This window comes from Bradyrhizobium sp. 62B (assembly GCF_030272265.2).
In the GTDB taxonomy this organism is placed as follows: domain Bacteria; phylum Pseudomonadota; class Alphaproteobacteria; order Rhizobiales; family Xanthobacteraceae; genus Bradyrhizobium.
The window spans coordinates 2,882,533-2,905,713 of the sequence record NZ_CP092841.2 but is presented as its reverse complement, the minus strand read 5'-3'; the positions used below and the strand labels follow the sequence as shown (position 1 = coordinate 2,905,713).

The 23,181-nt window shown below is 64.6% G+C and carries 24 protein-coding genes and 2 pseudogenes; 6 read left to right on the top strand and 20 right to left on the bottom strand.

Going from position 1 to position 23,181, the window contains the following annotated elements; all coding sequences use genetic code 11:
- Positions 1–127: 127 nt before the first annotated feature.
- Complete coding sequence (locus ML401_RS13545) at positions 128–475, top strand: hypothetical protein (protein WP_285812211.1); 348 nt, start codon at positions 128–130, stop codon at positions 473–475.
- Here ML401_RS13545 and ML401_RS13540 read toward each other — a convergent pair.
- From ML401_RS13540 to ML401_RS13505, 8 genes are all read right to left on the bottom strand, one after another.
- Positions 465–1,382, bottom strand: coding sequence for a DUF1932 domain-containing protein (locus ML401_RS13540; protein ID WP_285812673.1), 918 nt, complete (start codon positions 1,380–1,382; stop codon positions 465–467). The two genes, ML401_RS13545 and ML401_RS13540, sit on opposite strands and share 11 nt — an antisense overlap.
- The gene (locus ML401_RS13535; RefSeq protein WP_285812210.1) at positions 1,379–2,248 is read right to left on the bottom strand and encodes a hypothetical protein; all 870 of its coding nucleotides are present in this window, start codon (positions 2,246–2,248) and stop codon (positions 1,379–1,381) included. The genes ML401_RS13540 and ML401_RS13535 overlap by 4 nt, the downstream gene beginning before the upstream one ends.
- Positions 2,249–2,267: 19 nt before the next feature.
- Complete coding sequence (locus tag ML401_RS13530; RefSeq protein WP_212066704.1) at positions 2,268–2,951, bottom strand: 4-carboxy-4-hydroxy-2-oxoadipate aldolase/oxaloacetate decarboxylase; 684 nt, start codon at positions 2,949–2,951, stop codon at positions 2,268–2,270.
- Complete coding sequence (locus tag ML401_RS13525) at positions 2,948–3,661, bottom strand: PIG-L deacetylase family protein (protein WP_211403268.1); 714 nt, start codon at positions 3,659–3,661, stop codon at positions 2,948–2,950. Before ML401_RS13525 ends, ML401_RS13530 begins: the two co-directional genes overlap by 4 nt.
- Before the next feature lie 64 nt (positions 3,662–3,725).
- A complete protein-coding gene (dctA, locus tag ML401_RS13520) occupies positions 3,726–5,027 on the bottom strand; it encodes a C4-dicarboxylate transporter DctA (RefSeq protein ID WP_285812208.1) in 1,302 nt (433 codons plus the stop codon).
- The gene (locus ML401_RS13515; protein WP_285812207.1) at positions 5,024–5,908 is read right to left on the bottom strand and encodes an amidohydrolase; all 885 of its coding nucleotides are present in this window, start codon (positions 5,906–5,908) and stop codon (positions 5,024–5,026) included. The genes dctA and ML401_RS13515 overlap by 4 nt, the downstream gene beginning before the upstream one ends.
- Positions 5,908–6,867, bottom strand: coding sequence for an amidohydrolase (locus tag ML401_RS13510; RefSeq protein WP_211418150.1), 960 nt, complete (start codon positions 6,865–6,867; stop codon positions 5,908–5,910). The genes ML401_RS13515 and ML401_RS13510 overlap by 1 nt, the downstream gene beginning before the upstream one ends.
- 70 nt (positions 6,868–6,937) lie before the next feature.
- The gene (locus tag ML401_RS13505; RefSeq protein ID WP_194407507.1) at positions 6,938–7,648 is read right to left on the bottom strand and encodes a TetR/AcrR family transcriptional regulator; all 711 of its coding nucleotides are present in this window, start codon (positions 7,646–7,648) and stop codon (positions 6,938–6,940) included.
- 94 nt (positions 7,649–7,742) lie between these two features.
- On the opposite strand from ML401_RS13505, the pseudogene ML401_RS13500 reads away from it, so the two are divergent.
- A pseudogene (locus ML401_RS13500) lies at positions 7,743–8,720 on the top strand (tripartite tricarboxylate transporter substrate binding protein).
- 137 nt (positions 8,721–8,857) lie between these two features.
- Complete coding sequence (locus ML401_RS13495) at positions 8,858–9,781, top strand: PepSY-associated TM helix domain-containing protein (RefSeq protein ID WP_285812206.1); 924 nt, start codon at positions 8,858–8,860, stop codon at positions 9,779–9,781.
- Between the two features lie 12 nt (positions 9,782–9,793).
- Here the strand turns inward: ML401_RS13495 and ML401_RS13490 are convergent, their stop codons facing one another.
- Entirely contained in the window at positions 9,794–10,933 is a 1,140-nt protein-coding gene (locus ML401_RS13490; protein ID WP_211418153.1) for a mechanosensitive ion channel family protein, read from the bottom strand.
- 127 nt (positions 10,934–11,060) lie between these two features.
- Here ML401_RS13490 and ML401_RS13485 point away from each other — a divergent pair, with 127 nt between their 5' ends.
- Positions 11,061–12,311 carry a DUF763 domain-containing protein gene (locus ML401_RS13485; protein WP_285812205.1) on the top strand — a complete coding sequence of 417 codons (1,251 nt, stop codon included), beginning with the start codon at positions 11,061–11,063 and terminating at the stop codon, positions 12,309–12,311.
- Positions 12,312–12,345: 34 nt separating this feature from the next.
- Here the strand turns inward: ML401_RS13485 and ML401_RS13480 are convergent, their stop codons facing one another.
- From ML401_RS13480 to ML401_RS13455, 6 genes and pseudogenes are all read right to left on the bottom strand, one after another.
- Complete coding sequence (locus ML401_RS13480; protein WP_194407503.1) at positions 12,346–12,588, bottom strand: hypothetical protein; 243 nt, start codon at positions 12,586–12,588, stop codon at positions 12,346–12,348.
- 66 nt (positions 12,589–12,654) lie between these two features.
- A pseudogene (locus ML401_RS13475) lies at positions 12,655–12,856 on the bottom strand (hypothetical protein).
- 14 nt (positions 12,857–12,870) lie between these two features.
- Positions 12,871–13,056 (bottom strand): hypothetical protein, encoded by a 186-nt coding sequence (locus ML401_RS13470; protein WP_194407501.1) that lies wholly within the window; start codon positions 13,054–13,056, stop codon positions 12,871–12,873.
- 141 nt (positions 13,057–13,197) lie between these two features.
- On the bottom strand, positions 13,198–14,469 hold the full coding sequence (locus ML401_RS13465; protein ID WP_285812204.1) for a cytochrome P450: 1,272 nt from the start codon (positions 14,467–14,469) through the stop codon (positions 13,198–13,200).
- 82 nt (positions 14,470–14,551) lie between these two features.
- Positions 14,552–14,878 carry a hypothetical protein gene (locus ML401_RS13460; RefSeq protein ID WP_194407499.1) on the bottom strand — a complete coding sequence of 109 codons (327 nt, stop codon included), beginning with the start codon at positions 14,876–14,878 and terminating at the stop codon, positions 14,552–14,554.
- A gap of 95 nt (positions 14,879–14,973) precedes the next feature.
- Entirely contained in the window at positions 14,974–15,747 is a 774-nt protein-coding gene (locus tag ML401_RS13455) for a ferredoxin--NADP reductase (RefSeq protein WP_212066735.1), read from the bottom strand.
- Positions 15,748–15,906: 159 nt separating this feature from the next.
- Between ML401_RS13455 and ML401_RS13450 the strand changes: the two genes are divergently transcribed.
- Together ML401_RS13450 and ML401_RS13445 are read left to right on the top strand one after the other, a co-directional pair.
- On the top strand, positions 15,907–17,103 hold the full coding sequence (locus ML401_RS13450) for an amidohydrolase family protein (RefSeq protein WP_211418157.1): 1,197 nt from the start codon (positions 15,907–15,909) through the stop codon (positions 17,101–17,103).
- Between the two features lie 125 nt (positions 17,104–17,228).
- Positions 17,229–17,918 (top strand): hypothetical protein, encoded by a 690-nt coding sequence (locus ML401_RS13445; protein WP_376717359.1) that lies wholly within the window; start codon positions 17,229–17,231, stop codon positions 17,916–17,918.
- An 18-nt stretch (positions 17,919–17,936) separates the two neighbouring features.
- On the opposite strand, the gene ML401_RS13440 is transcribed toward ML401_RS13445, so the two are convergent.
- The 5 genes from ML401_RS13440 to ML401_RS13420 form a co-directional block, all read right to left on the bottom strand.
- Positions 17,937–18,392, bottom strand: a complete 456-nt coding sequence (locus ML401_RS13440) for a MarR family winged helix-turn-helix transcriptional regulator (RefSeq protein WP_194407495.1) — start codon at positions 18,390–18,392, stop codon at positions 17,937–17,939.
- Between the two features lie 26 nt (positions 18,393–18,418).
- Entirely contained in the window at positions 18,419–19,123 is a 705-nt protein-coding gene (locus ML401_RS13435) for an ABC transporter ATP-binding protein (protein WP_285812202.1), read from the bottom strand.
- Positions 19,120–19,911 (bottom strand): ABC transporter ATP-binding protein, encoded by a 792-nt coding sequence (locus ML401_RS13430; protein WP_285812201.1) that lies wholly within the window; start codon positions 19,909–19,911, stop codon positions 19,120–19,122. The genes ML401_RS13435 and ML401_RS13430 overlap by 4 nt, the downstream gene beginning before the upstream one ends.
- A complete protein-coding gene (locus ML401_RS13425) occupies positions 19,908–21,797 on the bottom strand; it encodes an ABC transporter permease (RefSeq protein ID WP_285812200.1) in 1,890 nt (629 codons plus the stop codon). The genes ML401_RS13430 and ML401_RS13425 overlap by 4 nt, the downstream gene beginning before the upstream one ends.
- Positions 21,798–21,955: 158 nt before the next feature.
- Positions 21,956–23,158 carry an ABC transporter substrate-binding protein gene (locus ML401_RS13420; protein ID WP_285812199.1) on the bottom strand — a complete coding sequence of 401 codons (1,203 nt, stop codon included), beginning with the start codon at positions 23,156–23,158 and terminating at the stop codon, positions 21,956–21,958.
- Positions 23,159–23,181 lie beyond the last annotated feature (23 nt).

The following is a 23,181-nucleotide window of genomic DNA, read 5'->3' as shown; positions in this document are numbered from 1 at the left end:
ACCGATTTTGTCCAAAATGTGAGTCCGGTAGAATCCCGGACCGTAGCCCTGCGCATTGCGCAAGAGCCGCCCGGATCATACGAAAGGGGCGCTCTGAACCAGGTGGGTTCAGTGGGAAAGTCTGTACATGTTCAGCGCATTCAGTAGCATCGATTATCGCTCCATTCGGGCCAACACGCCTGCCGAAACGGCCGTCAAGCGACTGAATGGAATCGGCGAAGTTCTATCTGACCTCGATATCTCGGCGATCCACACGCAGGACGACATGACCCGCGCACTCTGGACGCTTGATACCGCCGACAAGTGCATCCGCATGATCCTCGCCGAGTTCCGCACGGCGCCCGCCAAGGAGCAGGTCGTGCGCAAGGCCAAGAGCCTGGTCGATCTGATCGAGCTCGCCCGCGACGAAATCTCGAACTATCGCGACGACGGCAGGGTCTTGAGCCGAACGCATGGGTTCGGCGTCAGCGTTTGATCTTCGCCAATATCCGGTCTGCCTCGGTCCGCCAATCCGCGCTGCGGGCGAACTCCTTGGTGCCCCTGGCGCCGAACAGCCCTTCATCGGCGAGATCGGCCACCCAGGCCTGACGCTCGGCCGTGCCTTGTGCGGACCATGGTGTCAGGCCCGCCTCGCGCACGGTCTCGGCGACCTCCCGCATCTCCTCGGCACGGCGGCGGCCGTGCTCGATCACGCGCTGGAAGAAATAGGCGCCCTGCTTCTCCCAATTGATGGCGGGAAACGTCTCCGCGAGCGAGGCCAGCACGGCATCCTCGACGCCATAGGCGCGCGCGGTGGTGAAGCTTTCAATGACCATGGCCTCGAGACCCTTGATCATGATGCTGCGGCACATCTTCACCGCTGAGGACACGCCGAGCTTGTCGCTGGCGACCTTCGCCGCAAAACCGATCGCATTCAGCAGCGGCTCCAGCTCCTTCGCGCCGGGCCCGCCGAGCAGCAGCGGCACCTTGATGCGATAAGGCGGCACCGAGGTCATCACCGCGCCCTCGACATAGCGACCACCCCCGCCATCGATCAGGTCCGCCGCGCGCTGCTTGGCACCGGGAGAGGCCGAATTGAAATCGAGGAACCAGGTGCCCTGGTTGAGCGCGGCGGCGCAGGCCTTTGCCACCGGAACAGCCTGACTGGCGGTGACGGCGGAGATGATGAAGTCGCATTTCGCCGTCAGTTCGGCGTGCGAAGTCGCGAGCGTCACGCCGAATTTCGTCGCATGCTCTTTCAGCGGTGCACCTTGCTCGCCACCGAGCTTGATGTCGTAGGCGGAGACCTTGATGTCCTGCTGGCGCAGATCCTCAGCCAGGATCCGGCCGACCTCGCCATATCCGACCAGCCCGATCTGCCAGCGCTTCGGATCCGCCATCAGTTCAATCCTCCTGTCGTCGCGTCGAACAGCTCCTCGACCGCATAGCGGCGCGGGATCAACGCCTGCTGGAAGGCGTAGTCGACGATCAGCTCGAGCGGCTTCCTGTTGGCCGCGATCCCGAATGGAAGGAGATCGGGTGCTGCCGCAGGCCCCATCTGCTCCTTGTTGCGCTTGAGCAGATCATAGACATCAGCGACCACATCGGGGCGCGATTTCGCGAGCTGCTCGGTCACGACGACGAGATGATTGACCGGCACCACGCCGCGCCGGGCGTACCATCTGGCGGCTTCCGCGACCGGATCAGGGAAGAGAGACTTGAGCTTGGGGTTATCAGAGGTTTCGCCAAGCACGGCATCGAGCTCGCCGTCGAGCAGCATCTGCAGGATCTTCTTGTCCTTCGGGGCGCGCTCGGTGGTGTCGACATATTCGGCGACGTGCGGATCCTCGAAGGTGACCCAATTGATCCTGTCGAGGTTGACGCCATAGTCGTTGGCGAGGATGCCCCTGATCCAGGCGCCGGTCGTGGTCGTGAACGAGCGGATGCCGACGCGCTTGCCTTCGAGACCGGATGGGCTGAGCGGTCCCTTCGCAGGATTATAAAGCGCGTAGGAGTGCTGGAAGCGGCCGAGCATGGTCGCCGGCAGCAGCACCAGCGGCTTGCCATGCGCCTTCGCCATCAGATAGGTGACGATCGCCATCTCGCAGACATCAAACGCCTGCTCGCGCACCATCGGCTTGAATGCTGTGTTGGTCGGCGTGTAGTCGATGAAGTCGAGATCGAAGAGGTCGGAGCGGAGCTCGCCGCTCTTCACCGCCTTGACATGGGGGTGACTGCCGAGCACGGCCTTCAGCTTGAGACGATCCATCCGCCCGCTCCGCTAACCTTCAGACATCCTCGGGATTGTCGACATAGACGAGGCCCGCCTTCGCCAGCGCCTCGCGCATGCTGTACATGTCGAGGCCGAGTTCGCCGGAGCCGAGCCGCTTGCGCTTGCCGCCCTCGTCCGCGCTACGCTTCTTCGCCTTCTCGGCGACCTCGGCCGCATAGCGATTCGGCACCACGACGACGCCATCGTCATCAGCGACGACGATGTCGCCGGGATCGACGTTGACGCCGGCGCAGACAACGGGGACGTTGACCGAGCCGAGTGTGGCCTTGACCGTGCCCTTGGCCGAGACGGCACGCGACCACACCGGAAATTTCATCTCGTGCAGCGCTTTGACGTCGCGGCAGCCGGCATCGATGATCAACCCTTGCACGCCGCGCGCCTGCAGCGAGGTCGCCAGCAGCTCGCCGAACATGCCGTCGGTATTGTCGGTGGTGCAGCCGACGACGAGAATGTCGCCCTTCCTGCACTGCTCCACGGCGACATGGATCATCCAGTTGTCGCCAGGCTGCGCCAGCACGGTGACGGCGGGACCGGCAATCGCAGCACCCGGCCAGACGGGCCGCAAATAGGGCTTCATCAGACCGATGCGGCCATAGGCTTCGTGCACGGTCGAGACGCCGTATTCCGCCATGCCGGCGGGATCGGCACGCTTGATGTTGCGAACGACGACCGGCTTCATGCCAGCTCCTCCGCAACCGTCGGGAACAGGCGCTGATAGGCCTCGCCATAGGTCATGGGCACGCCGGTGTTGCGGCTGCCCTGGATGCCGCGGTTGAGCGCGACACGCTCGTAATAGCCCCAGAGGTGCTTTTGCGCGGCGAGGATCTGGAACGCTTCGTATTTCTCCTTCCAGACCTCGTCGATCTTGAGGATCGTGTCCGGCTTGTAATTGCATTGCTCCGGCTGGTGCGGCTCGAACAGAAACACCGGCGGCGCGGAGTATTTGTATTGCGCGCCGGGCTTGTGGCCCATCGCCTGCGCGACCACACGCGTCTCCTGCGCGAAATGCGCCGCATTGGGATGATCGAAATTATAGGGATCTTCCAGCGCGTGCGTCAGCACGAAGCTGGGGTTGAGCTCGCGGTAGATGTCGACCATGCGGTCGAAATGCGCTTCCGTGAGCTTCAGTGGATAGTCGCCGCAGTCGAAGAACTCGATCTCGGCGCCCAAAAGCTTGGCCGCCCGCTCCGCCTCGTCCTTGCGGCCGGCCTTGACCGATTCCAGCGTCGCGCCCTTCTCCTTCCAGGCGAACTGGCTCTCGCCTCGTTCGCCGAAGGACATGCAAACGATCTTCATGCGATAGCCCTTCTTCGCATGCAGCGCGATGGCGCCGCCGGCGCGCCAGACGAAATCGCCGGGATGGGCGGTGACCACGAGACCTGTCTTCATGGGACGAACTCCCCTATTTCATTCGTAAGCATAGGCTCCCTGCTTCATGCGGGGAGCAAGTTCCTCAAGCTGCGACGGCCGCCTGTTCCTCACCGTCGAGCACGCGCCTCAGGCGCTCGCCATCGAGCGCGCCCTCCCATTTGGCAATCGCGATGGTCGCAACCGCGTTCCCGATCAGATTGGTCGGGGTCAGCCCTTGCGACATCAGGCGATGGATGCCGAGCACCAGCGCGACGCTCGTGACAGGAATCGTGCCGGTGGCCGAGAGCGTCGCCGCCAGCACGACGAAGGCCGCCCCGGCGATTCCCGCCGCACCCTTGGAGGTCACCAGCAGGATCAGCAGCAACTCGATCTGCTCGGCGAGCCCGAACGGCGTGTTGGTCGCCTGCGCCAGGAACACCGAGGCCGCGGCGAGATAAAGACACGTGCCGTCCAGATTGAAGGAATAGCCGGTCGGGATCACCAGCCCCACCACGCTCTTCTCGCAGCCGGCTTTCTCCAGCTTGATCAGCATCCGCGGCAACACCGTCTCGGACGAGGTCGTGGCGACGCAGATCAGCAGTTCCTCCCAGATATAGCGGATCAGCTTGAGCAGCGAAAAGCCGCAGAGCCGCGCGACGGGGCCGAGCGCCACGACGATGAACACCAGGCACGTCAGATAGAAGCCGCCCAGGAGCTTTCCGAGCGAGGCCAGCGAGCCGACGCCGAACTTGCCGACCGTGAACGCGATGGCGCCGAACGCGCCGATCGGCGCCGCCCACATCACGATGCCGACCACCGCGAACACCATCTTGGCGGCGACGTCGATCAGATGAACCAGCGGCGCGCCGCGCTCGCCGAGCTGCACCAGTGCAAAGCCGCACAACACGGAAATGAACAGAACCTGCAGAATGTTGCCCTCGGCGAAGGCGCCGATGAAGGTCGCAGGCACGATGTTCATCAGGAACGGCACGAAGCCGATCGCACCGGTCTGCTTGACGTATGGCTCGATCGCGCTGGCATTGATGCTGGCAGGATCGATGTTCATGCCGACGCCGGGCTTGAGCAGATTGACCGCGACGAGGCCGATGATCAGCGCAATCGTGGTCATGATCTCGAAATAGACGATCGCCTTGACCGCGACGCGCCCGACGCGCGCCATGTCGGCCATATGGGCGATGCCGTGCACGACGGTGCAGAAGATGATCGGCGCGATCAGCATCCGGATCGCCTTGATGAAGGCGTCCCCAAGCGGCTGCATCTTGGCGCCAGCCTCGGGGCTGACGATCCCAAGCGCGATGCCGGCCGCCATGGCGATGAGCACCTGGATCCAGAGCTCCTTCCACCAGGCGCGGCCGCGCGGCTTGTCGATCGAGAGCGCCGTCATCGGTCGAACTCGAACAGGCGCGCAGGATTGTCGACGAGGATCTTCTGCTGAAGCTCCGGCTCCGGTGCGAACAGCGGAATGAGATCGACGAGGTCGCCGTCATTCGGCATCGCCTTGACGTTGGGGTGCGGCCAGTCGGTGCCCCAGATGATGCGGTCCGGCGCGGTCTCGACGATTTTTCGCGCAAAAGGCACCGCGTCGGTGAATGGCGGGCCGGCCGACGACACCCGTTCCGAGCCACAGATCTTGACCCAGCATTTCTCGTCGCGCTGCATCAGCTCGATCAGGATCTTGAACGGCAGCTGGTCGAGCCCTTCGGAGCCCTTCACGCGCCCCATGTGGTCGATGGTGTAACTCAGCGGCAGCTTCGTCAGCATGTCGGCATAGTCAGGCAGGTCGATCGCGTCGAAATGCAGGTCGATGTGCCAGCCGAGCGGGGTGACCATCGCGACAATGCGGTCGAACGCGCGCTTGTCGGGAACACCGCCGAGATGCCGGACGAAATTGAACCGGCAGCCGCGGAAGCCGCCCTCGTGCAGCACGCGAAGCCCGCTTTCGGTGATGGTGTCGTCGATATTGGCGACCGCGCGGTAGGCGCCGTTGCTCTGCGCGATGGCATCGAGCGCGACCGTGTTGTCGGTGCCGTGCACGCTGGCATTGACGATGACCGCGCGCTCGACACCAAGCTTGGCGTGCAATGCCTTGAAATCCTCGAGCGGCGCATCCGGCGGCGTGTAGGAACGGTCGGGCGCGTAGGGGTATTTCGCGCCAGGTCCGAAGATGTGACAATGCGCGTCGCAAGACAGCCTCGGCAGCTTGAACTTCGGCGTGCGCGTGTTCGGATCGGGCGGCGGAATGGTCGGCGTGTACATCATATTCATCAGCTGAATTTGAACAGGCGCGCGGGATTGTCGACCAGCAGCTTGTGCTGGATCTTTGCGTCGGGCGCGTAGAGCGGGATCAGGTCGACGAGGTCGCCGTCATTCGGCATGACCTTGACATTGGGATGCGGCCAGTCGGTACCCCAGAGGACACGGTCGGGCGCATTGTCGATCAGCGCCTTCGCGAACGGCACGGCGTCGTGGAACGGCTTGCCGGCGCTCGAGGCCCGTTCGAGGCCGGTGATCTTCACCCAGCACTTTTCGTCCTTCTTCTGAAGGTCGAGCAGCGCCGTGAAGCCGGGATCGTCGAGCCCCTTCGCGGCCTGCACCGTGCCCATGTGGTCGATCACGTAGGGCGTCGGCAGCGCGGTCAGGATCGGCGCAAATTCGGCGATCGTGCCCGGCTCGAAATAGACGTCGATATGCCAGCCGAACTCGGCGACGCGGTGCACGATGCGCTGGAACTTGCTCATGTCGCCGACGCCGCCGAGGCGCTTGAGGAAAGCGAAACGGCAACCGCAGATGCCGGCCTTGTCGAGCGCCGCCAGCTCCTTCTCGCTCATCTCGTCATTGACGTTGGCAATGCCCTTATAGGCGCCCTCGCTCTGGGCGATGGCATCGGTGACGACGCGATTGTCGATGCCGTGCACGGTCGCATTCACGATGACGCAGCGCTCGACGCCGATCGTCTCATGCACGCTACGGAACGCCTCCAGCGGCGCATCGGCCGTGTTGTAGGGACGCTTCTCCGCGAAGGGATAACGGGACGCCGGGCCGAAGATGTGGGTGTGGCTATCGCAGGATTTTGCCGGCAGCTTGAACGACGGAATCTTGGGATTTGGATCCGGTGGCGTGATCGTCGGCATAACTTTCGGCTCCACGCCTTGCGCGCGCGCTTCGTTCGCGAGCGCGGCGCCTGCCAGCCCGGTCAAAAGATGCAAGCACTCCCGCCTGTTCATGTCTCCAACACCCCGTCACATCGTCCGCTTGCGAGCGGAAGCGCTACGCGCCTCCCCGCGGTGGCTTCTTTCAGGTCTTGCTGCTGACGACCGGCCGGCGCCGTGCCGGCGCGGCCTGATCGAGCGGCGGCGCCTGGAACGAGGCAACCGTCGCCTGCACCAGCTGCTCGATCGCCCCTGCGGGATCGCCGCCGTCGGCTTCGCCGCGCGACAGGCGCGAAACGCGGTCCGGCGTCACCAGCGAATAATAGAGCGCGCCGAGCAGGAAGTGGCTGCGCCAGACGATGTCGGTGCGCGGAATGTGCGGCAGGCTCTCGTGGATCGCATCGATGAAGGCGTGGCTGGTGTCGTCGAATGTCTGCGCGATGATCTTTCGCGCGACCTCGTTGCCTTCCGCAGACATCACCGCGCGCAGCCGCGTGAACCGCGCCCCGCCGCCGGCGAGATCGCTGCCCGAGGTGAAGGCCGGCACCACATAGGCCCGCACGATCGCTTCCAGCCGGTCCTGGAGATCGCGCACGCGCCTCGCCGCCGCGAGCAGCTCGGAACGGCGCAGGTTCATCGGCCCGCAATGCCGCCGATAGATCTCCAGCAGCAGGCCGTCCTTGGTCTTGAAATGATAGGTCACGCTGCCGGGATTGGCCCCGGCGGCCTGGGCGATGTCGCGCACCGATACGGCATTGAAGCCGTTGGTGGCGAAGAGCTCCTCGGCCGCGGCGAGGATTGCCTCGCGCATATTCGGCTTCCGGGCCGTTTCCTTGCTGGTGGGCTTGCGTACCATGTGATTTGTACTATCGTACAAAAGATCAGGTCTCGTCAACAAAAACCATGGGCAGCGTGCGATCGTGCGCGAATGCCCTCAGGAGTGCTGGGAAATGCTGGGTTTGAACAAGAAGATCGGCCGTCTGATGCTCGGGGCCGGTCTGTTGCTGGCAGGCAACGCCGCGCAGGCAGACAATTATCCGAGCAAGCCGGTCCACATCCTGGTGCCTTACGCGGCCGGCGGCGCGGTCGACGTGCTCGCGCGCACGCTCGCCCAGGCGCTGGCCAAGACCTGGGGCCAGCAGCCGGTGGTCGACAATCGGCCCGGCGCCGGCGGCATCGTCGCCTCGCAGGCGCTGACGCAGGCCGCGCCCGACGGCTACACGCTGATCCTGGTGGCGAGCGGCCATCCGCTCAACCAGTTTATCTATCCGAGCGTGCCTTACGACACCTTCAAGGACTTTACGGCCATCACGGAAGTCGCCTCCTCGCCGCTCGCGATCGTCGTGGCCAAGGACAGTCCCTACAAGACGCTCGGCGATCTGCTCGCTGCGGCGAAGAAAGAGCCGGACAAGCTCTCCTACGGCATGTCCGGCAACGGCACCTCGGCGCATCTCGCCGGCGAGCTGCTCAAGCACATGTCCGGCACCAAGATGGTCGCGATTCCCTACAAGGGCGGCGCGCCGGCGCTGACGGCCGTGATCGCGGGCGAGATCCCGCTCAGCATCAACCCGCTCGCCGAAGCGATCGGCCAGCTCGAAGGCGGCCCGGTGCGGGCGCTCGCCGTGACCTCGGCCGAACGCTCCAAGGCGCTGCCTGATGTGCCGACCGTCGCGGAATCCGGCGTCCCCGGCTATGACGTCTCGGTCTGGTGAGGCGTGCTTGGTCCGGCCAAGATGCCGCCCGAGATCGTCGCGAAGCTCGAGACCGATCTCAAGGCTGCGCTGCAGGATGCAAACGTCCTGTCGACGCTCGGCAAGATCGGCGCGACTCCAGTCGGCTCCTCCGCCAAGGAGTTCGACGCCTATATGCACGCCGAGGCGACCAAATGGGAGCCGGTGCTGAAGGCTGCCAACATCCGCGCGCAGTGAGGCTGCGCGCGACCGAAATATGCATCAGCGAACTTTAATTCCGTTGCTGCAAATCAACGCAACAACATGGACAAAGCGTCATTTGTGTTTTGCACGGCTCTGCGCGAGCACGGTCTTGAGAACACCGAGGACGACGAATGAGCAAACCATTATTGTTGCGACTCCATCGCTGGATCACTCTGGTCTTTGCTCTTCCCCTGTTCGCGATCATCGTCACCGGCCTCATCCTGTCCATCGAGCCGCTCGTGCAAACGAGTGGCATTGGCGGTCCCGCGATCGAGGCCGGCCGTGTCATCGAGCTGGTGAAGAAGTACGATCCCGACGGCAAGGCGCGCGGGCTCGCCATCGACGCGGGCAGCCGGCACATGACGCTGCAGGGTACCAATCTTCCCGCAATCGATCTTGCAACCGGGGAAGCCGCCGCGGCGGGTTCAACCCTGTCGAATGTCTTCCTCTGGGCGCGCTTCACGCATGAACGTCTCATGGGGCAGGCCTGGCTGGTGACGGCATCCACGCTGGCGATGGTGATCATCCTGCTGCTCGGTCTCGTCATGGGACTGCCGCGGCTGCGCAACACGCTTTCCGGATGGCACAAGGGAACAGCGTGGTTCACGTTGCCGCTGATCCTGCTCAGTCCGCTGACCGGCCTTTTCATGGCGTTCGGCCTGACGTTTCAGACTTCGCCTGCGCCCGCCGCGGCTGGCCGCCCGCTCGCCCTGCCAGATGCGATACGCATGATCGCAGGCTCGCATGAGCTGTCGCACGTGATCTCGATCCGCATCCGCGGGGGCAGCATGATGGCGAGACTCTATGATGGCGGAGAGCTGCGCGCCTACGCCGTCACATCGTCTGAGGTCACACCGCTGCCGCGCAACTGGCCGCGCCTGATCCATGAAGGAAACTGGTCGGCCCTGATCGCCTCGCCGCTCAATGTCGTGACGTCAATCGCGCTGTTGACGCTTCTGTCGACCGGCCTCCTGATCTGGGCGCGACGGACATTGCGCAAGCGGCGACCGCGCGCACAGGGGCCGGCCGACGCCGCCGTGGTCGGCGCCGGCTGATCGCGCGGAGGGTCAATTGCGCGCGCTCGCCCGCATTTTCTGCGGTGCGACGCGCTGGAGGAGATCGCCATCGTCGTCGGCCGACGGGATCAGGATCGCGCGATCGCGCGGCAGCGCTTCAGGCATCTCGTCGCGAATGAAGGCCACGAGCTTTTCCCTGATCTCGCAGCGCAGGTCCCAGGATTGCGGCGCGTTCCGCGCGCTGACCAGCGCCCGCAGCTCGATGGTGCGCGAGTCCGCGTCGATCACCTGGAGATTGACCACCGCCCCGTCCCAGAGCTTGGACTGCTTCACCGCATCCTCCAGCCAGCGCCGGATGCGCGGAACGTCGGCGCGATAATCGACATGGAGCGCGATCACGCCGATCAGGGACGCGGTGTCGCGGGTCCAGTTCTGGAACGGTTTTTCGATGAAATAAGACAGCGGCACCACCATGCGGCGCCAGTCCCACAGCCGGATCACGACATAGGTCGAGGCGATGTCCTCGACCCAGCCCCACTCGTTCTCGATGATCACCGCATCCTCGATGCGGATCGGCTGGGTGATCGCGATCTGCAAGCCGGCGATCAGGTTGCTCAAGAGCGGCCGCGCGGCAAGACCGACGATGATACCGGCGGCACCGGCCGATGCGAACAGGCTGACGCCGTATTGCCTTACGGAGTCGAACGTCATCAGCGCGGTTGACACGGTGATGACGACGATGATGGTGTCGGTGACGCGCTTGAACACGCGGACCTGCGTGACGTGCTTGCGCGCGACGAAATTCTCAGTGACATCGCGAAAATTCTGCAGGTAGCGCGCCGCGCTCATGTCGACGACCCTGATCGAGATCCAGCCGATCAGGGCGATGACGGCGACGACGAACAGCCGCATCAAGGGCGTACGGATGTTGTCGTCGAGCGGCGCGAGCGGCAGAACCAATGCCACGGCGGCCAGGCATAGCGCCAGCTGGGCCGGACCGGACGTGCGTTCGATGAACACGCCGAGAAGCGGAAGGCGGGTGCCAAAGGCGCGGTTCAGCAGCCATGTGGCGATCCGGTACAGCGACAGCGCCAGGAGCATTGCTCCCACAACGAGGCCGAGGCCGATGAACCACGACGGTATCCAGCCGAACATCCTGTCGATGTCGGCCATGAGAGCCTGCCAATTCATTGCTGTCCCCGTCCTTGTCTTCGCGTAGCCAGCTCAACGCATCTCGGCCGGCTTCGCTCCCCCGCCCTGTGCAACGCAGCATTCCCCAGGTGCAAGCGTTGCCGAACTGGGCTAATTTGCGACACCCATGACTCGACGTAGCGGCAGCGCCGATCTTCCCTTGCACACCGGACGGGTTCCACCCTGGCTGGCGAGCCGCATGGCTTCGCTCGGGTCGATCGTCACACAGGCCATCGTGCATCATTACGGTCGTGATGCATTTCTGCAGCGGCTGTCCCATCCGTTCTGGTTCCAGTCGTTCGGCGCCGTGATGGGAATGGACTGGCACTCCTCGGGGATCACGACCTCGGTGATCGGCGCGTTGAAGCGCGGGCTGGGGCCGCTTCAGGAAGAGCTCGGGATTTATGTCTGCGGCGGCCGCGGCCAGCATTCGCGCAAGACACCGGACGAGCTGATGCAACTCGGCGAGCGCGTCGGATTCGACGGCGCGAAGCTGACCCGCGCCAGCCGGCTGGTGGCGAAGGTCGACAGCGCGGCCGTGCAGGACGGCTTCGACCTCTATCTCCACGGCTTCTTCGTCACCGCCGACGGCAAATGGACCGTGGTGCAGCAGGGCATGAACGGCGACAAGCGCCAGGCTCGCCGCTATCACTGGCATTCCGAGGCGCTCAAGAGCTTCGTCGATACGCCGCATAGCGCGATCGACGGGCCGCAACAGGGCGAGATCGTCAATCTCACCGACCATCGCGCCGACATCTCGCGCAGCGCGCAGCTCGATCTCTTGGGAGATCTCGGCCCCGATCGCATCGTCTCCGAATTCGAACGGCTGGTCGGGACCGCGCCCGAGCCGGCGCAGGCCATGCTGCCGCATCTGATCATGCCCGCGCATCACGATGTCAGGCCCAAGGACGTGTTCGCGCGCCGCCTGCACGGCACGCTCGCCGCCGCAGCCGAGCGCGGCCCGGTCGACTTCCCGGAATTGCTGCTGACGCCCGGCGTCGGCGCGCGCACCGTTCGCTCACTCGCGATGGTCGCGGAGGTCGTGCACGGCGCGCCCTATCGCTTCAAGGACCCCGCGCGCTTCTCGCTCGCCCATGGCGGCAAGGACCGGCATCCCTATCCCGTCCCGATCAAGGTCTATGACGAGACCATTCGCGTGCTGAAGGGCGCGATCCAGAACGCCAAGCTCGGACGCGACGAGGAGATGCAGGCGATGAAACGGCTCGACGATCAGGCACGGCGGCTGGAGCGCTCCGCGCGCGGGCCTTCCGTTGAGGCCTACATCGCCGGCGAGCGCGCGGCTTCGCCCGATCTCGACGGCCGCTCCGTGTTCGGCTGGGAGCGCGATCTCGCGCCGACAAAAAAGCGGACCGGCTGAACCCGATCCGCGAGTTGGTCGGGGAGGAACGCTCTCAGGTCTCGTCAGCCTCCGGCTTCCCGTCGAGCCGGTTGGCTGAATGATCCTGATATTGTTCGGTCTGGATCGTCTTGCCGTCCATGCCGCGGATGTCCGAATGCTGCTTCTTGTCGCGGTTGGACAGGACCATGTTGTCGCCGATCATCTCCTTGGGGATTTCGGTCATGCCGCCGGTGCCGTCGCCCTTGCCATGCATGCCGGATCTGAAATGCGTCTTGCTGCCGTGCCCAGATGGCATCGGTCTCTCCTCTTGCCGTGATCCTCGTTAGAGCTTCCGTTGCAGGCCTCGCATCGGATTCAATCTTTATCTGCCGCCGCCCTTGCCCGCCTCGTCGTGCGCGTGATGCGAGTCCTGCTCGCCTCCGCCACCCGAGACGCGGCTATGGCTGCGCTGCGCATTGTCAGCCGGCGGCTTCTTGACCTCCAGCGGCGCCTTCGCGTTCTCGTGCGAAGCGCCGGGGGCCACCCTGGCGAATGCTGCCTGGTGTCTTGGTGGATGTCGACATGGAATGTCGCCTCCTCAGCGATCTTGCTGATATCCCTGATTGGTCGTGTTCTGCTTGATGTTGCCCTGCTGTCCCTGCTGGTCCGGATTTTCCGCGCGCTGCTGGCCGCGCGGCGTCTGATCAGCGGACATTTGCTTGCTGTCGCCGGTTCCCTTGCGGCTCTGATTTTCCGGCGGAATAGGTGGCATCTTGCTGGTCATGATTTGACCTCCGGGAGATGTGGAAACCTCGGATGCGGAGCCTGTTCCATGGCGTGCCCGCAGTCCCGATGACAACAGCAAGCGCTGGGGACCGTTCCTGGCAGATCATAACCAGCGACGATTTGCCGAATCCAGAACGTCTCAGTCCGCCCGCGCGAGGGAGCGATCAACGATCGCGCCCTCAGACGCCGCGGCATGTGTTCCGCGCCCCTCTGGCGTGACAGGAAGCTCTGCGATGGCACGAAGCCCTGGCCGCTTGCGCCAGTGGACATCGACGGGGTCGACGGCCAAGCCAAGCTGGGGCCATCGCACGAACAGCGCTTCCAGCGCGCAAGCCGCCTCGATGCGCGCGAGCTGGTGGCCGAGGCAGAAATGGATTCCAGTCCCGAACGACAAATGACGGTTCGGCTTGCGTTCGAGATCGAGGCTTTCCGGGCGGTCGTGCATCGCCGGATCCATGTTCGCGGCGGCGAGCATCACCATGACGCGATCACCCTTCTTCAGACGGACGCCTTCGACCTCGACATCCCGCCGCACATAGCGCGGCTTGGAGAACTGCACTGGCGAGACGAAGCGCAGGAACTCCTCCACCGCAAGCCCGATACGGCTCCAGTCCTGCTCCAGCCAATCGCGCAAGCCCGGACTTCTGAGGAGCTCATAGGCGGAACCGCTGATGAGGTGCGTGGTCGTTTCGGAACCCGCCGCGAGCAGCAGGAACACCATCGAGACCATCTCGTCCGGCGAGATCTCGCCGCCTTCGCGCTCGACCTGGATCAGTTCGGCAATCAGGCCTTCGCCGCCCTGCACACGGGCGATCTGCAATTGCCGTTCGAGATAGGCGCGCATCTTGCGGAACGCCCACAACAGGCGGAAAAAGCTGACGACATTGGTCAGCGAGGACATCTCGTTGGCCCAGGCGATGAATCTCGGCCGGTCCGCCGGCGGCAAGCCCAGGAGTTCGGAGATCACCGCGAGCGGAAGGATGCGGGCGTAGCGCTGGACGAGATCGGCCGGACGTCCCGCCGAGAACAGCTCGTCGGCGAGACCGTCGGCGATGGCACGGATGCGCGGCTCCATGGCGACGATCGCGCGGCGGCGAAAGGCTTCATCCACGATGCTGCGCAGCCTGGTATGGTCAGGCTCGTCCATCGTCAGCATGTTGTTGGCGATGGTCCTGACGTATCGCGGCATCCACCAGCGCAGACCAGCGACGTCGCCGTCTTCCTTGCGTAGCGTGAAGGTCGCGCCGTCCTTCAGGACCTGCGCGGTCGCGTCATGGGTCGTGGTGATCCAGACGTCGCCGATGAGAGGGAATCGTGTCGCGACCACGGGCCCGGACATGCGCAAGCTCGCAATGACCTTGGGCGGATCGCGAAAGAAGGCCTCGCTGGTGAAATCGAGGCGCACTGTCATGGGATCACCGGACTGATTGCTGGCGTGTCACCCAGATGGTGCGCGGCGCGGCCGGTGCAAGGGGGCTGCGAACGAGGTGCGACTATCCGCGGCCCGGCGAGCGCTGGCCGGTCTTGCGCTGCTGCTGGTTGGTATAGGAGTCCCAGTGGCTCCAGCTGCCATTGCTGAGGCTCTGCATGTCGGTGCCGAGCGGACGGCGCGTGCGCTTGTCATGGTCGGCGATCACGCGTTCCGACTGCGCGATCTTCCGCTTGAGTTCCGCGATGGTCTTCTGGGTCTGACCGTTGCGCTTCGATGAGGCGATCTCGCCCATCGTGAAGCGCGCGGTCTCCACCGCCTTCAACTCGGCGCGGTTCTTCTTCAACTGGACCCGGTGCCAGGCGATGTTGCTGTCGCTGTCCGCAACCATGTGGGAACTCCGCTGATTCGCTCCCACAGTGTATCAAGCGCCGAATCGGCGCCGCAACGCCTGCCCGACGGCGAAAATACGGTCTTATTGCGGGCTTAGCGCTCGGCGAAGGCCTTTTCGACCACGAATTGGGCCGGTTCGCCATGATTGCCCTCGGCGAAGCCGCGCTCGCCCAAGAGCACGCGGGTATCAGTCACGAGTGCCGGGCTGCCGCAGATCATGACGCGATCGTGGGCGGCTTCCAGGGCCGGCAGGCCGATATCGGTGAACAGCTTGCCCGAGGTGATGAGATCGGTGATGCGGCCGCGGTTGCGGAAGGGATCGCGGGTCACGGTCGGGTAGTAGATCAGCTGCTCGCGAATGTACTCGCCGATCAGCTCGTCCTTCGGCAGCGTCTGCGTGATCATCTCGCCATAGGCGAGCTCCTTCACGTGCCGGCAGCCGTGCAGCAGCACCACCTTCTCGAACCGCTCGTAGGTCTCGGGGTCCTTGATCACGCTCAGGAACGGCGCAAGGCCGGTGCCGGTACCGATGAGGTAGAGGTTCCGCCCCTCCTCCAGATTGTCGATGACGAGCGTGCCGGTGGCCTTGCGGCTGACGATGATCTCGTCGCCTTCCTTCAGGTGCTGGAGGCGCGAGGTCAGCGGTCCATCCGGCACCTTGATCGAGAAGAACTCCAGCGTGTCCTCGTAGTTGGCGCTGGCGACGCTGTAGGCCCGCAGCAAGGGCTTCTCGCCGACCTTGAGCCCGATCATGGTGAACTCGCCGTTACGGAAGCGGAAGGTCGGGCTGCGGGTGGTCTTGAAGGAGAACAGCGTGTCGGTCCAATGGTGGACGCTCAAAACGCTTTCCTGATTGAAATTGCTCATCTCACCTTCCCTGTCGCGTCAATTGCGGGTGTCGAGGCGGTCCAGCTATGCGTCGTTTGTACACGATCATTCGTATACTAATGAATAATCCTGCTTGATCCCGCGGTCAAGGCTGCCCAAGATCGAAAGCGTTGCAGTTAGGAATAAGGAGCCCCTTCCATGGCGCATGACGCACCCCAGGCCACCGGACCCTCGAAGCTTGTGATCCGCAATATCGGCCTGATCCTGTCCGGCGCCCTGGAAAAGCCGATCCTGGACGGCGACACCATCGTCGCAGAGAACGGCAAGATCACCGCGATCGGCCGCTTCAAGGACGTCGACATCGAAGGCGCGACCACCATCGTCGACGCCCAGGGCACCACGGTGGCGCCGGGCCTGATCGACAGCCACGTCCACCCCGTCGCCGGCGACTGGACGCCGCGGCAGAACCAGATCAACTGGATCGACAGCTACCTCCACGGCGGCGTCACCACCATGATCTCCGCCGGCGAGGTGCACATGCCCGGCCGCCCGCGCGATGTCGTCGGCTTGAAGGCCATGGCCGTGTTCGCCCAGCGCGCGTTCTGGACCTTGCGCCCCGGCGGCGTGAAGGTTCACGCCGGCGCACCTGTCATCGAATGCGAGATGGTGGAAGAAGACTTCAAGGAGATGGCCGCCAACGGCGTCAAGCTGCTCGGCGAGGTCGGCCTCGGCGGCGTCAAGGACGGCCCGACCGCACGAAAGATGGTGGGCTGGGCGCGCAAATACGGCATTCAGAGCACGATCCACACCGGCGGCCCCTCGATCCCCGGCTCCGGCCTGATCGACAAGGATGTGGTGCTGGAGGCCGACACCGACGTGGTCGGCCACATCAATGGCGGCCACACTGCGTTGCCCGACGACCAGATCCGCTGCATCTGCGAGGGCTGCAAGCGCGGGCTCGAGCTCGTGCACAACGGCAATGAACGCTCGGCGCTGTTCACGCTGCGCACCGCGCGCGAGATGGGCGATCTGCACCGCGTCATCCTCGGCACCGACGCGCCCGCCGGCTCCGGCGTGCAGCCGCTCGGCATCCTGCGCATGGTCTCGATGCTGTCCTCGCTCGGGGAGCTGCCGGCCGAACTCGCCTTCTGCCTCGCCACAGGCAACACCGCCCGGATGCGCGAACTCGATTGCGGCCTGATCGAGGTCGGCCGCTCCGCTGACTTCGTCATCATGGACAAGGCGCAGCACTCGCCGGGCAAGAACATCCTGGAGAGCGTGCAGCTCGGCGACCTCCCCGGCATCGGCATGACCATCATCGACGGCATCGTGCGCACCCAGCGCAGCCGCAACACCCCGCCGGCGGGCAAAGTGCCGGAGGTGGTGGCGAAGTGACGCAGCCGGGGCGGCGCACCGCTGAGCATCGTCTCTCGAAGGCGTTGAACAAGTCTGCGGCCTACTGCGTCTAACGCAGGCAGCCCTCGGCGGCGGCAGTTCATTGCTGGACCCATCGAGGAGACATGAAGAGCTCATCACGCATAGCTATCGGCGTGGTCGCCGCAATGGCGGGCTATGTTGCGACTTTCGTGCTGCTCTCCCTGGTCGATTTCGGCAACCGGGCAGACCCGATCACATCGGGGCTGCTGGGACTGCTCGTTTACTCCCCCATGGGAGCGATCGCAGGCGCCGTGCTCGCCAACTGGCTGATGGGAAGTGCGGGCAAGCAAACCAGCAATGGCAGCATTGCCAGCAATAGCTTGAAGTCGCTCGGCGTCCTCGCCCTGCTCTGCATCACCGGGATCGGCATCTACATTGCCTATGCGTATGCGACGGCGACGCCCTGGCTCAACCGGAACGGCGCCAATCCCCTGCTTGTGTTCGAAGTCCGTTTCCCTGCAGGGGCAAAGGTCCCGACATCAGCGCAGGGCATAGCCATCGAACTGCAGACCGACCTCAACACCATGCCGGGCAAAGTGAACCAGGCCGCGTTTTATCGCGATGGCGACCAGGCTGTCATCGCGGGCGAGGTCGAGCTCGCGTTTCGAACCTCGCATCGGCAACTCGCAGTCGACATCCAGGGCCAACCGAGCCGGATCTATCCGATCGACTTGAGCGCCCGCGCGCCGCATACGCCGGAGTTCGGAACCTGGCGCCGGCTCGCGGATGGCAGCGAAATCAGGTACCGCGCAAAGTGGCCGGGCAAGACATGAACGTTCAAATCACCGTCGCTACCGCAGCTTGTTCAACAGCGCCATCAGCGTCTCGCGCTCTTTGGCGTCCAGCGGCGCCAGCGTTTCGCGGGTGATGGCAAGCGCATTCGGCGCAACCTTCTCCGCAAGCTGCTGACCGGCCCGCGTCAGGCTCACCAGCAGGCGCCGGCCGTCCTCGGGATCCTGACTGGTCTCGGTCAGGCCGCGTGCCGTCAGTCGGTCGATCACACCCTTGATGGTCGCGACATCCATGGCCGTGAGACGGCCGAGCTGGTTCTGCGAGCACGCACCGGTCTCGGCGAGCTTCGATAGCGCCGCCCATTGCGTCGGGGTCAGATTGGTGCCGATGTCGCGAGAGAAGATCGCACTGTGACGCTGCCAGACCTGGCGCAGGATGAAGCCGACCTGCTCGTCGAGCACGTAAGGCGGTTTTGCCGGTTTGATGCTCTTCTTCGCCGCAACGCTTCTGGCCATCCGTCCGCTGCCTCTTCCCTTTGCCTTCACAACGACAGATGCGCGTCGCGGATGTCCGGACGCGCGTCGAGCTCGGCCATGGTGCCGCCGAAGCAGATGCGACCGCGCTCGATAATGTAGGCGCGATCGGAGATGAGCCGCGCGAAATGCAGGTTCTGCTCGGAGACGACGATGCTGACGCCCTCCTTCTTCATGGTCAGGATGGCATCGACCATCTGCTCCACGATCTTCGGCGACAGGCCTTCCGAGGGCTCGTCGAGCAGCACCAGCGACGGATTGCCCATCAGCGTGCGCGCAATGGTGAGCATCTGCTGCTCGCCGCCGCTCATGCGGCCGCCCGGACGGTTCTTCATCTCGCCGAGATTGGGAAACAGCGCAAACAGCTTTTCGCAGGTCCAGTGCGGAGCGTTCGGACGCTTCGGCTGGCGGCCGACTTCGAGATTTTCCTCTACTGTCAGATCGGTGAAGATACGCCGCTCCTCCGGCACATAGCCGAGCCCCTCGCGCACGATCTCGTGGGTCGGCTTTGACGAGACGTCCTTGCCCTCGAACGTGATGCGACCGGAGCGCTGCGCGACGAGGCCGACGATCGAGCGAAACGTCGTCGACTTGCCGGCGCCGTTCCGTCCCAGCAGCGCCACCACCTCGCCCTCCCCGACCTCGAAGCCGATGTCGAACAGGATATGCGCCGGGCCGTAATGGCTGTTGAGATCCTGCACCGTGAGCTTCATGCCGAGGCCCCCTCGCGATGGCGGGCATCGTAGACGAGGCCCTCGCCGAGATAGACCGCCTGCACCTGCGGATTGCCGCGCACCTCGGCCGGCGACCCCTCGGCGATCAGCGTGCCGCGGTTGAGCACGATGATGCGGTCGGCATGCTCGAACACCACGTCCATGTCGTGCTCGGTGAAGAGCACGCCGATGGATTTTTCGCGCGCGATTTGCGCCGTGAGCCGCATCAGATCGACGCGCTCGCGCGGCGCCATGCCGGCGGTCGGCTCGTCCATCAACAGGAGCTTCGGCTGGTTGGCGAGCGCCACCGCCAGCTCGAGCCGCTTGAGATCGCCATAGGCAAGCTCGCCGCAGGGGCGATCTGCGTAACCGCCCATGCCGACCAGCTCGAGCAGACGGCCGGCCTCGGCGCGATCGAACTTCGGTGCCGAGCCGAACGGATTGAACAGCTGCTTGCCGTGCGAGATCAGCGCGACCTGCACGTTCTCGCGCACGGTCATGGTGGCGAAGGTCGCCGTGATCTGGAAGGTGCGCCCGACGCCGAGCCGCCAGACCTCACGCGGCTTCCTGCCCGTGATCTCCTCGCCGAGCAGGCGGACGTGGCCGGTATCGGGCTTGTTCTGGCCGTTGAGCATGTCGAAGCAGGTGCTTTTTCCCGCACCGTTCGGCCCGATCAGCGCCAGGATCTCGCCGGCGCGCAGCGAGAACGAGACGCCGCGCACGGCGTGGATGCCGCCATAGGATTTGGTCAGGCCTTCGACCGCAAGAAGTGTGGGTGCAACGCTCATTCGGCGGACTCGATCGGCTTGGCGAGCAGGGGCGATCCCGGCGGCGAGGACTTCCGGCGGCGCTGCGCCAGCATCTCCAGCATGCCGACGATGCCCTTGGGGAAGACGACGACGATCAGCACAATGAAGCCGCCCAGCACCAGCTTCGACAGATCGGTCTGGCTGACCAGCCAGATGTTGAGCGCCTTGTAGACGATGGCGCCGATCACCGCGCCCGACACCGTCTCGACGCCGCCGAGCAGCACCATGACGAGCGCATCGACCGAGAGCGAGATGCCGAGATTGTCGGGGAAGACGCTGCCCTTGAGATACGCGAACAGCGCGCCGCCGATGCCGGCGGTGGTGCCCGCGATCACGAAGGCCGTCCATTGAATGCGTTTGGCGTTGATGCCGACCGCTTCGCTGCGCAGAAGCGAGTCGCGCGTGGCGCGAAGCGCGTAGCCGAACGGCGAGAACACCATGGCCCGCAGCGCGATGGTGACGAGCGCGGCGACGCCAAGCGAAAGCCAATAGAAATGCGACGGGCTCGCGGCCCAGCTCGAGGGCCAGACGCCCAATATGCCGTTGTCACCGCCGGTGACGCTGACCCACTGGAACGCGATCGACCAGACGATCTGTGCGAAGGCCAGCGTCAGCATCGCGAAATAGACACCGGAAAGCTGCACGGCGAAGAAGCCGAACACGGCCGCGCCCATGCAGCCGAGCAGCGGCCCGAGCAGCAGGCAGACGATCATCGGCAGCCCCGCCATCTTGGCGAGGAAGGCGATTCCATAGGCGCCGAGGCCGAAATAAGCGGCATGACCGAACGACGCGAGCCCGCCGACCGACATCAGGAAGTGCAAGGAGACGGCAAAGATGACGAAGATCGCGATCTCCGAGCCGACGGTCAGCGCATAATTGCCGGCGAAGAGCGGCAACATCGCCGCGACGACGAGAGCTGCCAGCGCCGCGAGCCGCTCATTCGACGTCAACGGCCTCCACGGATTGACGGTGAGGCCCGGCGTCTTGCGCGCGGCAGCCTCCGGCTTGCCGAACAGTCCCCAGGGCCGCACGATCAACACCACCGCCATCACCAGGAAGACCAGGATGATGGAGATCTTCGGAAAGATCAGGATGCCGAAAGCGTTGAGCTCGGAGACCAGCACCGCTGCGACGAAAGCCCCGATAATGCTGCCGAGGCCGCCGATCACGACAACGACGAAGACCTCGACGATGATACGCAGATCCATGGCGTGATGGACGGCATCGCGCGGGATCTGCAACGCACCGCCGAGCGCGGCGAGGAAGACGCCGACCGCAAACACCGACGTGAACAGCCATTTCTGGTTGACGCCGAGCGCCGCGACCATGTCGCGGTCCTGCGTCGCGGCGCGCACCAGCACGCCCCAGCGCGTGCGCTGGAACAAGAGCCAGAGGATGCCGAGCACGACCGGTCCGAGCACGATGAGGAACAGGTCGTAGCTCGGGATGTTCTGGCCGAAGAAATCCACCGCGCCTTTGAAGCCCGGTGCGCGGCGGCCGACGAGATCGTCCGGCCCCCAGATCAGGACGACGAGGTCCTCGACCATCAAGGTCAGGCCGAAGGTCGCGAGCAGCTGGAACAGTTCGGGGGCATGATAGATGCGGCGCAGCAGCACCATCTCGACCAGCACGCCGATCAGCGCCACGGCCAGCGCGGCCAGCACGATGCTGCCCCAGAAGCCGAAGGCGCCCGATAGGCGCTCGGTCAGCGTGAAGGCGATGTAGGCGCCGATCATGTAAAAGGCGCCATGCGCGAAATTCACGATCCGCGTCACGCCGAAGATGATCGACAGACCCGAGGCCACCAGGAACAGCGACGCCGCGCTGGCGAGACCGGTCAGAAACTGTACGACGTAAAAGGCCATCGGCGGTCCGGGTTGGTTCGTGCGATGCCGCGACAAGCGCGGACCTTGTAGGGCGGGTAAGCGACGCGTAACCCGCCCTCTTTTCTCGTGTGGCGCCGAAGGCGGTGGGTTAGCCTTTGGCTAACCCACCCTACGGCAGCGGAGCTCGAAACGACTTCTCAGTCCTTCGGGCGCAGCTTCGCGACTTCGGCATCGCCAGGCAGGTAGTCCGCGCCCTTCTTGTAGGAGGAGTCCACCATCACGCCCTTGCCGTCCTTCAGCGCGGTCTTGCCGACATAGGCGCCGAGCGTCGACTGATGGTCGATCTTGCGGAAGGTGATCTCGCCGAACGGCGACGGCACGGAGAGGCCTTCCGCCGCGGCAATCAGCTTCTCCGGATCGCTCGAGCCGGCCTTGGCGAGGATCGCAGCCGCCGACTTAATGGTCTGGTAGCCGACGATCGAGCCGAGGCGCGGATAGTCGTTGTACTTGGCCTGGTACGCCTTCAGGAACGCATCATGCTCGGGGGTCTTGATCGAGTACCAGGGATAGCCGGTAACGATCCAGCCCTCCGGCGTCTCGTCCTTGAGCGGGTCGAGATATTCGGGCTCGCCGGTCAGGAACGAGACGACCTCGCGCCCCTTGAACAGACCACGGGTGTTGCCTTCACGCACGAGCTTGACGAGGTCGGCACCGAAGGTGACGTTGAGGATCGCCTCGGGATTGGCGGCGGCAACGGCCTGCACCACCGGGCCCGCATCGATCTTGCCCTGCGGCGGCCACTGCTCGTCGACCCACTGGATATCGGGGCGCTTCTCCGACATCAGCTTCTTGAACACCGCGACCGCCGACTGGCCATATTCATAGTTCGGCGCGATCGTCGCCCAGCGCTTGGCGGGCAGCTTGGCGGCGGCCTCGACCAGCATCGCCGCCTGCATGTAGTTGGATGGGCGCAGGCGGAAGGTGTATTTGTTGCCCTTCGACCATGTGATGGCGTCAGTCAGCGGCTCGGCCGCCAGGAAGAACACCTTCTTCTGGTTCGCGAAGTCGCTGACGGCAAGACCAATGTTCGACAGGAACGTGCCGGCGAGCATCGCGACACCCTCGCTCGACACCAGCTCGTTCGCCGCAGTCTGCGCATCCGCGGGCTTGCCGCCGTCGTCCTTGGAGATGACGACGAGCTTCTTGCCGTTGATGCCGCCGGCCGCGTTGACCTCCTCGACCGCGAGCTGCCATCCCTTGCGATAGGGCTCGGTGAAGGCCGGCAGCAGCGAATAGCTGTTGATCTCGCCGATCTTGATGTCCTGCGCCATGGCCGAATGGGCCACGCCTGCAGCCAGAAGCGCGAAGGCCGCGCCTACAAAAGTGTTTCTCGCTCGCATCCCAAACTCCAGTTTTGAACTCT

What these genes read in the sequence shown, in the direction of transcription:
- ML401_RS13450 (WP_211418157.1), top strand. Translation starts at nt 15,907, where the DNA reads ATGGCGCATGACGCACCCCAGGCCACCGGACCCTCGAAGCTTGTGATC.
- ML401_RS13490 (WP_211418153.1), bottom strand. Translation starts at nt 10,933, where the DNA reads ATGAATTGGCAGGCTCTCATGGCCGACATCGACAGGATGTTCGGCTGG.
- ML401_RS13440 (WP_194407495.1), bottom strand. Translation starts at nt 18,392, where the DNA reads ATGGCCAGAAGCGTTGCGGCGAAGAAGAGCATCAAACCGGCAAAACCG.
- ML401_RS13430 (WP_285812201.1), bottom strand. Translation starts at nt 19,911, where the DNA reads ATGAGCGTTGCACCCACACTTCTTGCGGTCGAAGGCCTGACCAAATCC.
- ML401_RS13425 (WP_285812200.1), bottom strand. Translation starts at nt 21,797, where the DNA reads ATGGCCTTTTACGTCGTACAGTTTCTGACCGGTCTCGCCAGCGCGGCG.
- ML401_RS13530 (WP_212066704.1), bottom strand. Translation starts at nt 2,951, where the DNA reads ATGAAGCCGGTCGTCGTTCGCAACATCAAGCGTGCCGATCCCGCCGGC.
- ML401_RS13455 (WP_212066735.1), bottom strand. Translation starts at nt 15,747, where the DNA reads ATGAGCAATTTCAATCAGGAAAGCGTTTTGAGCGTCCACCATTGGACC.
- ML401_RS13485 (WP_285812205.1), top strand. Translation starts at nt 11,061, where the DNA reads ATGACTCGACGTAGCGGCAGCGCCGATCTTCCCTTGCACACCGGACGG.
- ML401_RS13445 (WP_376717359.1), top strand. Translation starts at nt 17,229, where the DNA reads ATGAAGAGCTCATCACGCATAGCTATCGGCGTGGTCGCCGCAATGGCG.
- ML401_RS13505 (WP_194407507.1), bottom strand. Translation starts at nt 7,648, where the DNA reads ATGGTACGCAAGCCCACCAGCAAGGAAACGGCCCGGAAGCCGAATATG.
- ML401_RS13510 (WP_211418150.1), bottom strand. Translation starts at nt 6,867, where the DNA reads ATGAACAGGCGGGAGTGCTTGCATCTTTTGACCGGGCTGGCAGGCGCC.
- ML401_RS13470 (WP_194407501.1), bottom strand. Translation starts at nt 13,056, where the DNA reads ATGACCAGCAAGATGCCACCTATTCCGCCGGAAAATCAGAGCCGCAAG.
- ML401_RS13545 (WP_285812211.1), top strand. Translation starts at nt 128, where the DNA reads ATGTTCAGCGCATTCAGTAGCATCGATTATCGCTCCATTCGGGCCAAC.
- ML401_RS13465 (WP_285812204.1), bottom strand. Translation starts at nt 14,469, where the DNA reads ATGACAGTGCGCCTCGATTTCACCAGCGAGGCCTTCTTTCGCGATCCG.
- ML401_RS13435 (WP_285812202.1), bottom strand. Translation starts at nt 19,123, where the DNA reads ATGAAGCTCACGGTGCAGGATCTCAACAGCCATTACGGCCCGGCGCAT.
- ML401_RS13535 (WP_285812210.1), bottom strand. Translation starts at nt 2,248, where the DNA reads ATGGATCGTCTCAAGCTGAAGGCCGTGCTCGGCAGTCACCCCCATGTC.
- ML401_RS13525 (WP_211403268.1), bottom strand. Translation starts at nt 3,661, where the DNA reads ATGAAGACAGGTCTCGTGGTCACCGCCCATCCCGGCGATTTCGTCTGG.
- ML401_RS13495 (WP_285812206.1), top strand. Translation starts at nt 8,858, where the DNA reads ATGAGCAAACCATTATTGTTGCGACTCCATCGCTGGATCACTCTGGTC.
- ML401_RS13460 (WP_194407499.1), bottom strand. Translation starts at nt 14,878, where the DNA reads ATGGTTGCGGACAGCGACAGCAACATCGCCTGGCACCGGGTCCAGTTG.
- ML401_RS13420 (WP_285812199.1), bottom strand. Translation starts at nt 23,158, where the DNA reads ATGCGAGCGAGAAACACTTTTGTAGGCGCGGCCTTCGCGCTTCTGGCT.
- dctA (WP_285812208.1), bottom strand. Translation starts at nt 5,027, where the DNA reads ATGACGGCGCTCTCGATCGACAAGCCGCGCGGCCGCGCCTGGTGGAAG.
- ML401_RS13515 (WP_285812207.1), bottom strand. Translation starts at nt 5,908, where the DNA reads ATGAATATGATGTACACGCCGACCATTCCGCCGCCCGATCCGAACACG.
- ML401_RS13480 (WP_194407503.1), bottom strand. Translation starts at nt 12,588, where the DNA reads ATGCCATCTGGGCACGGCAGCAAGACGCATTTCAGATCCGGCATGCAT.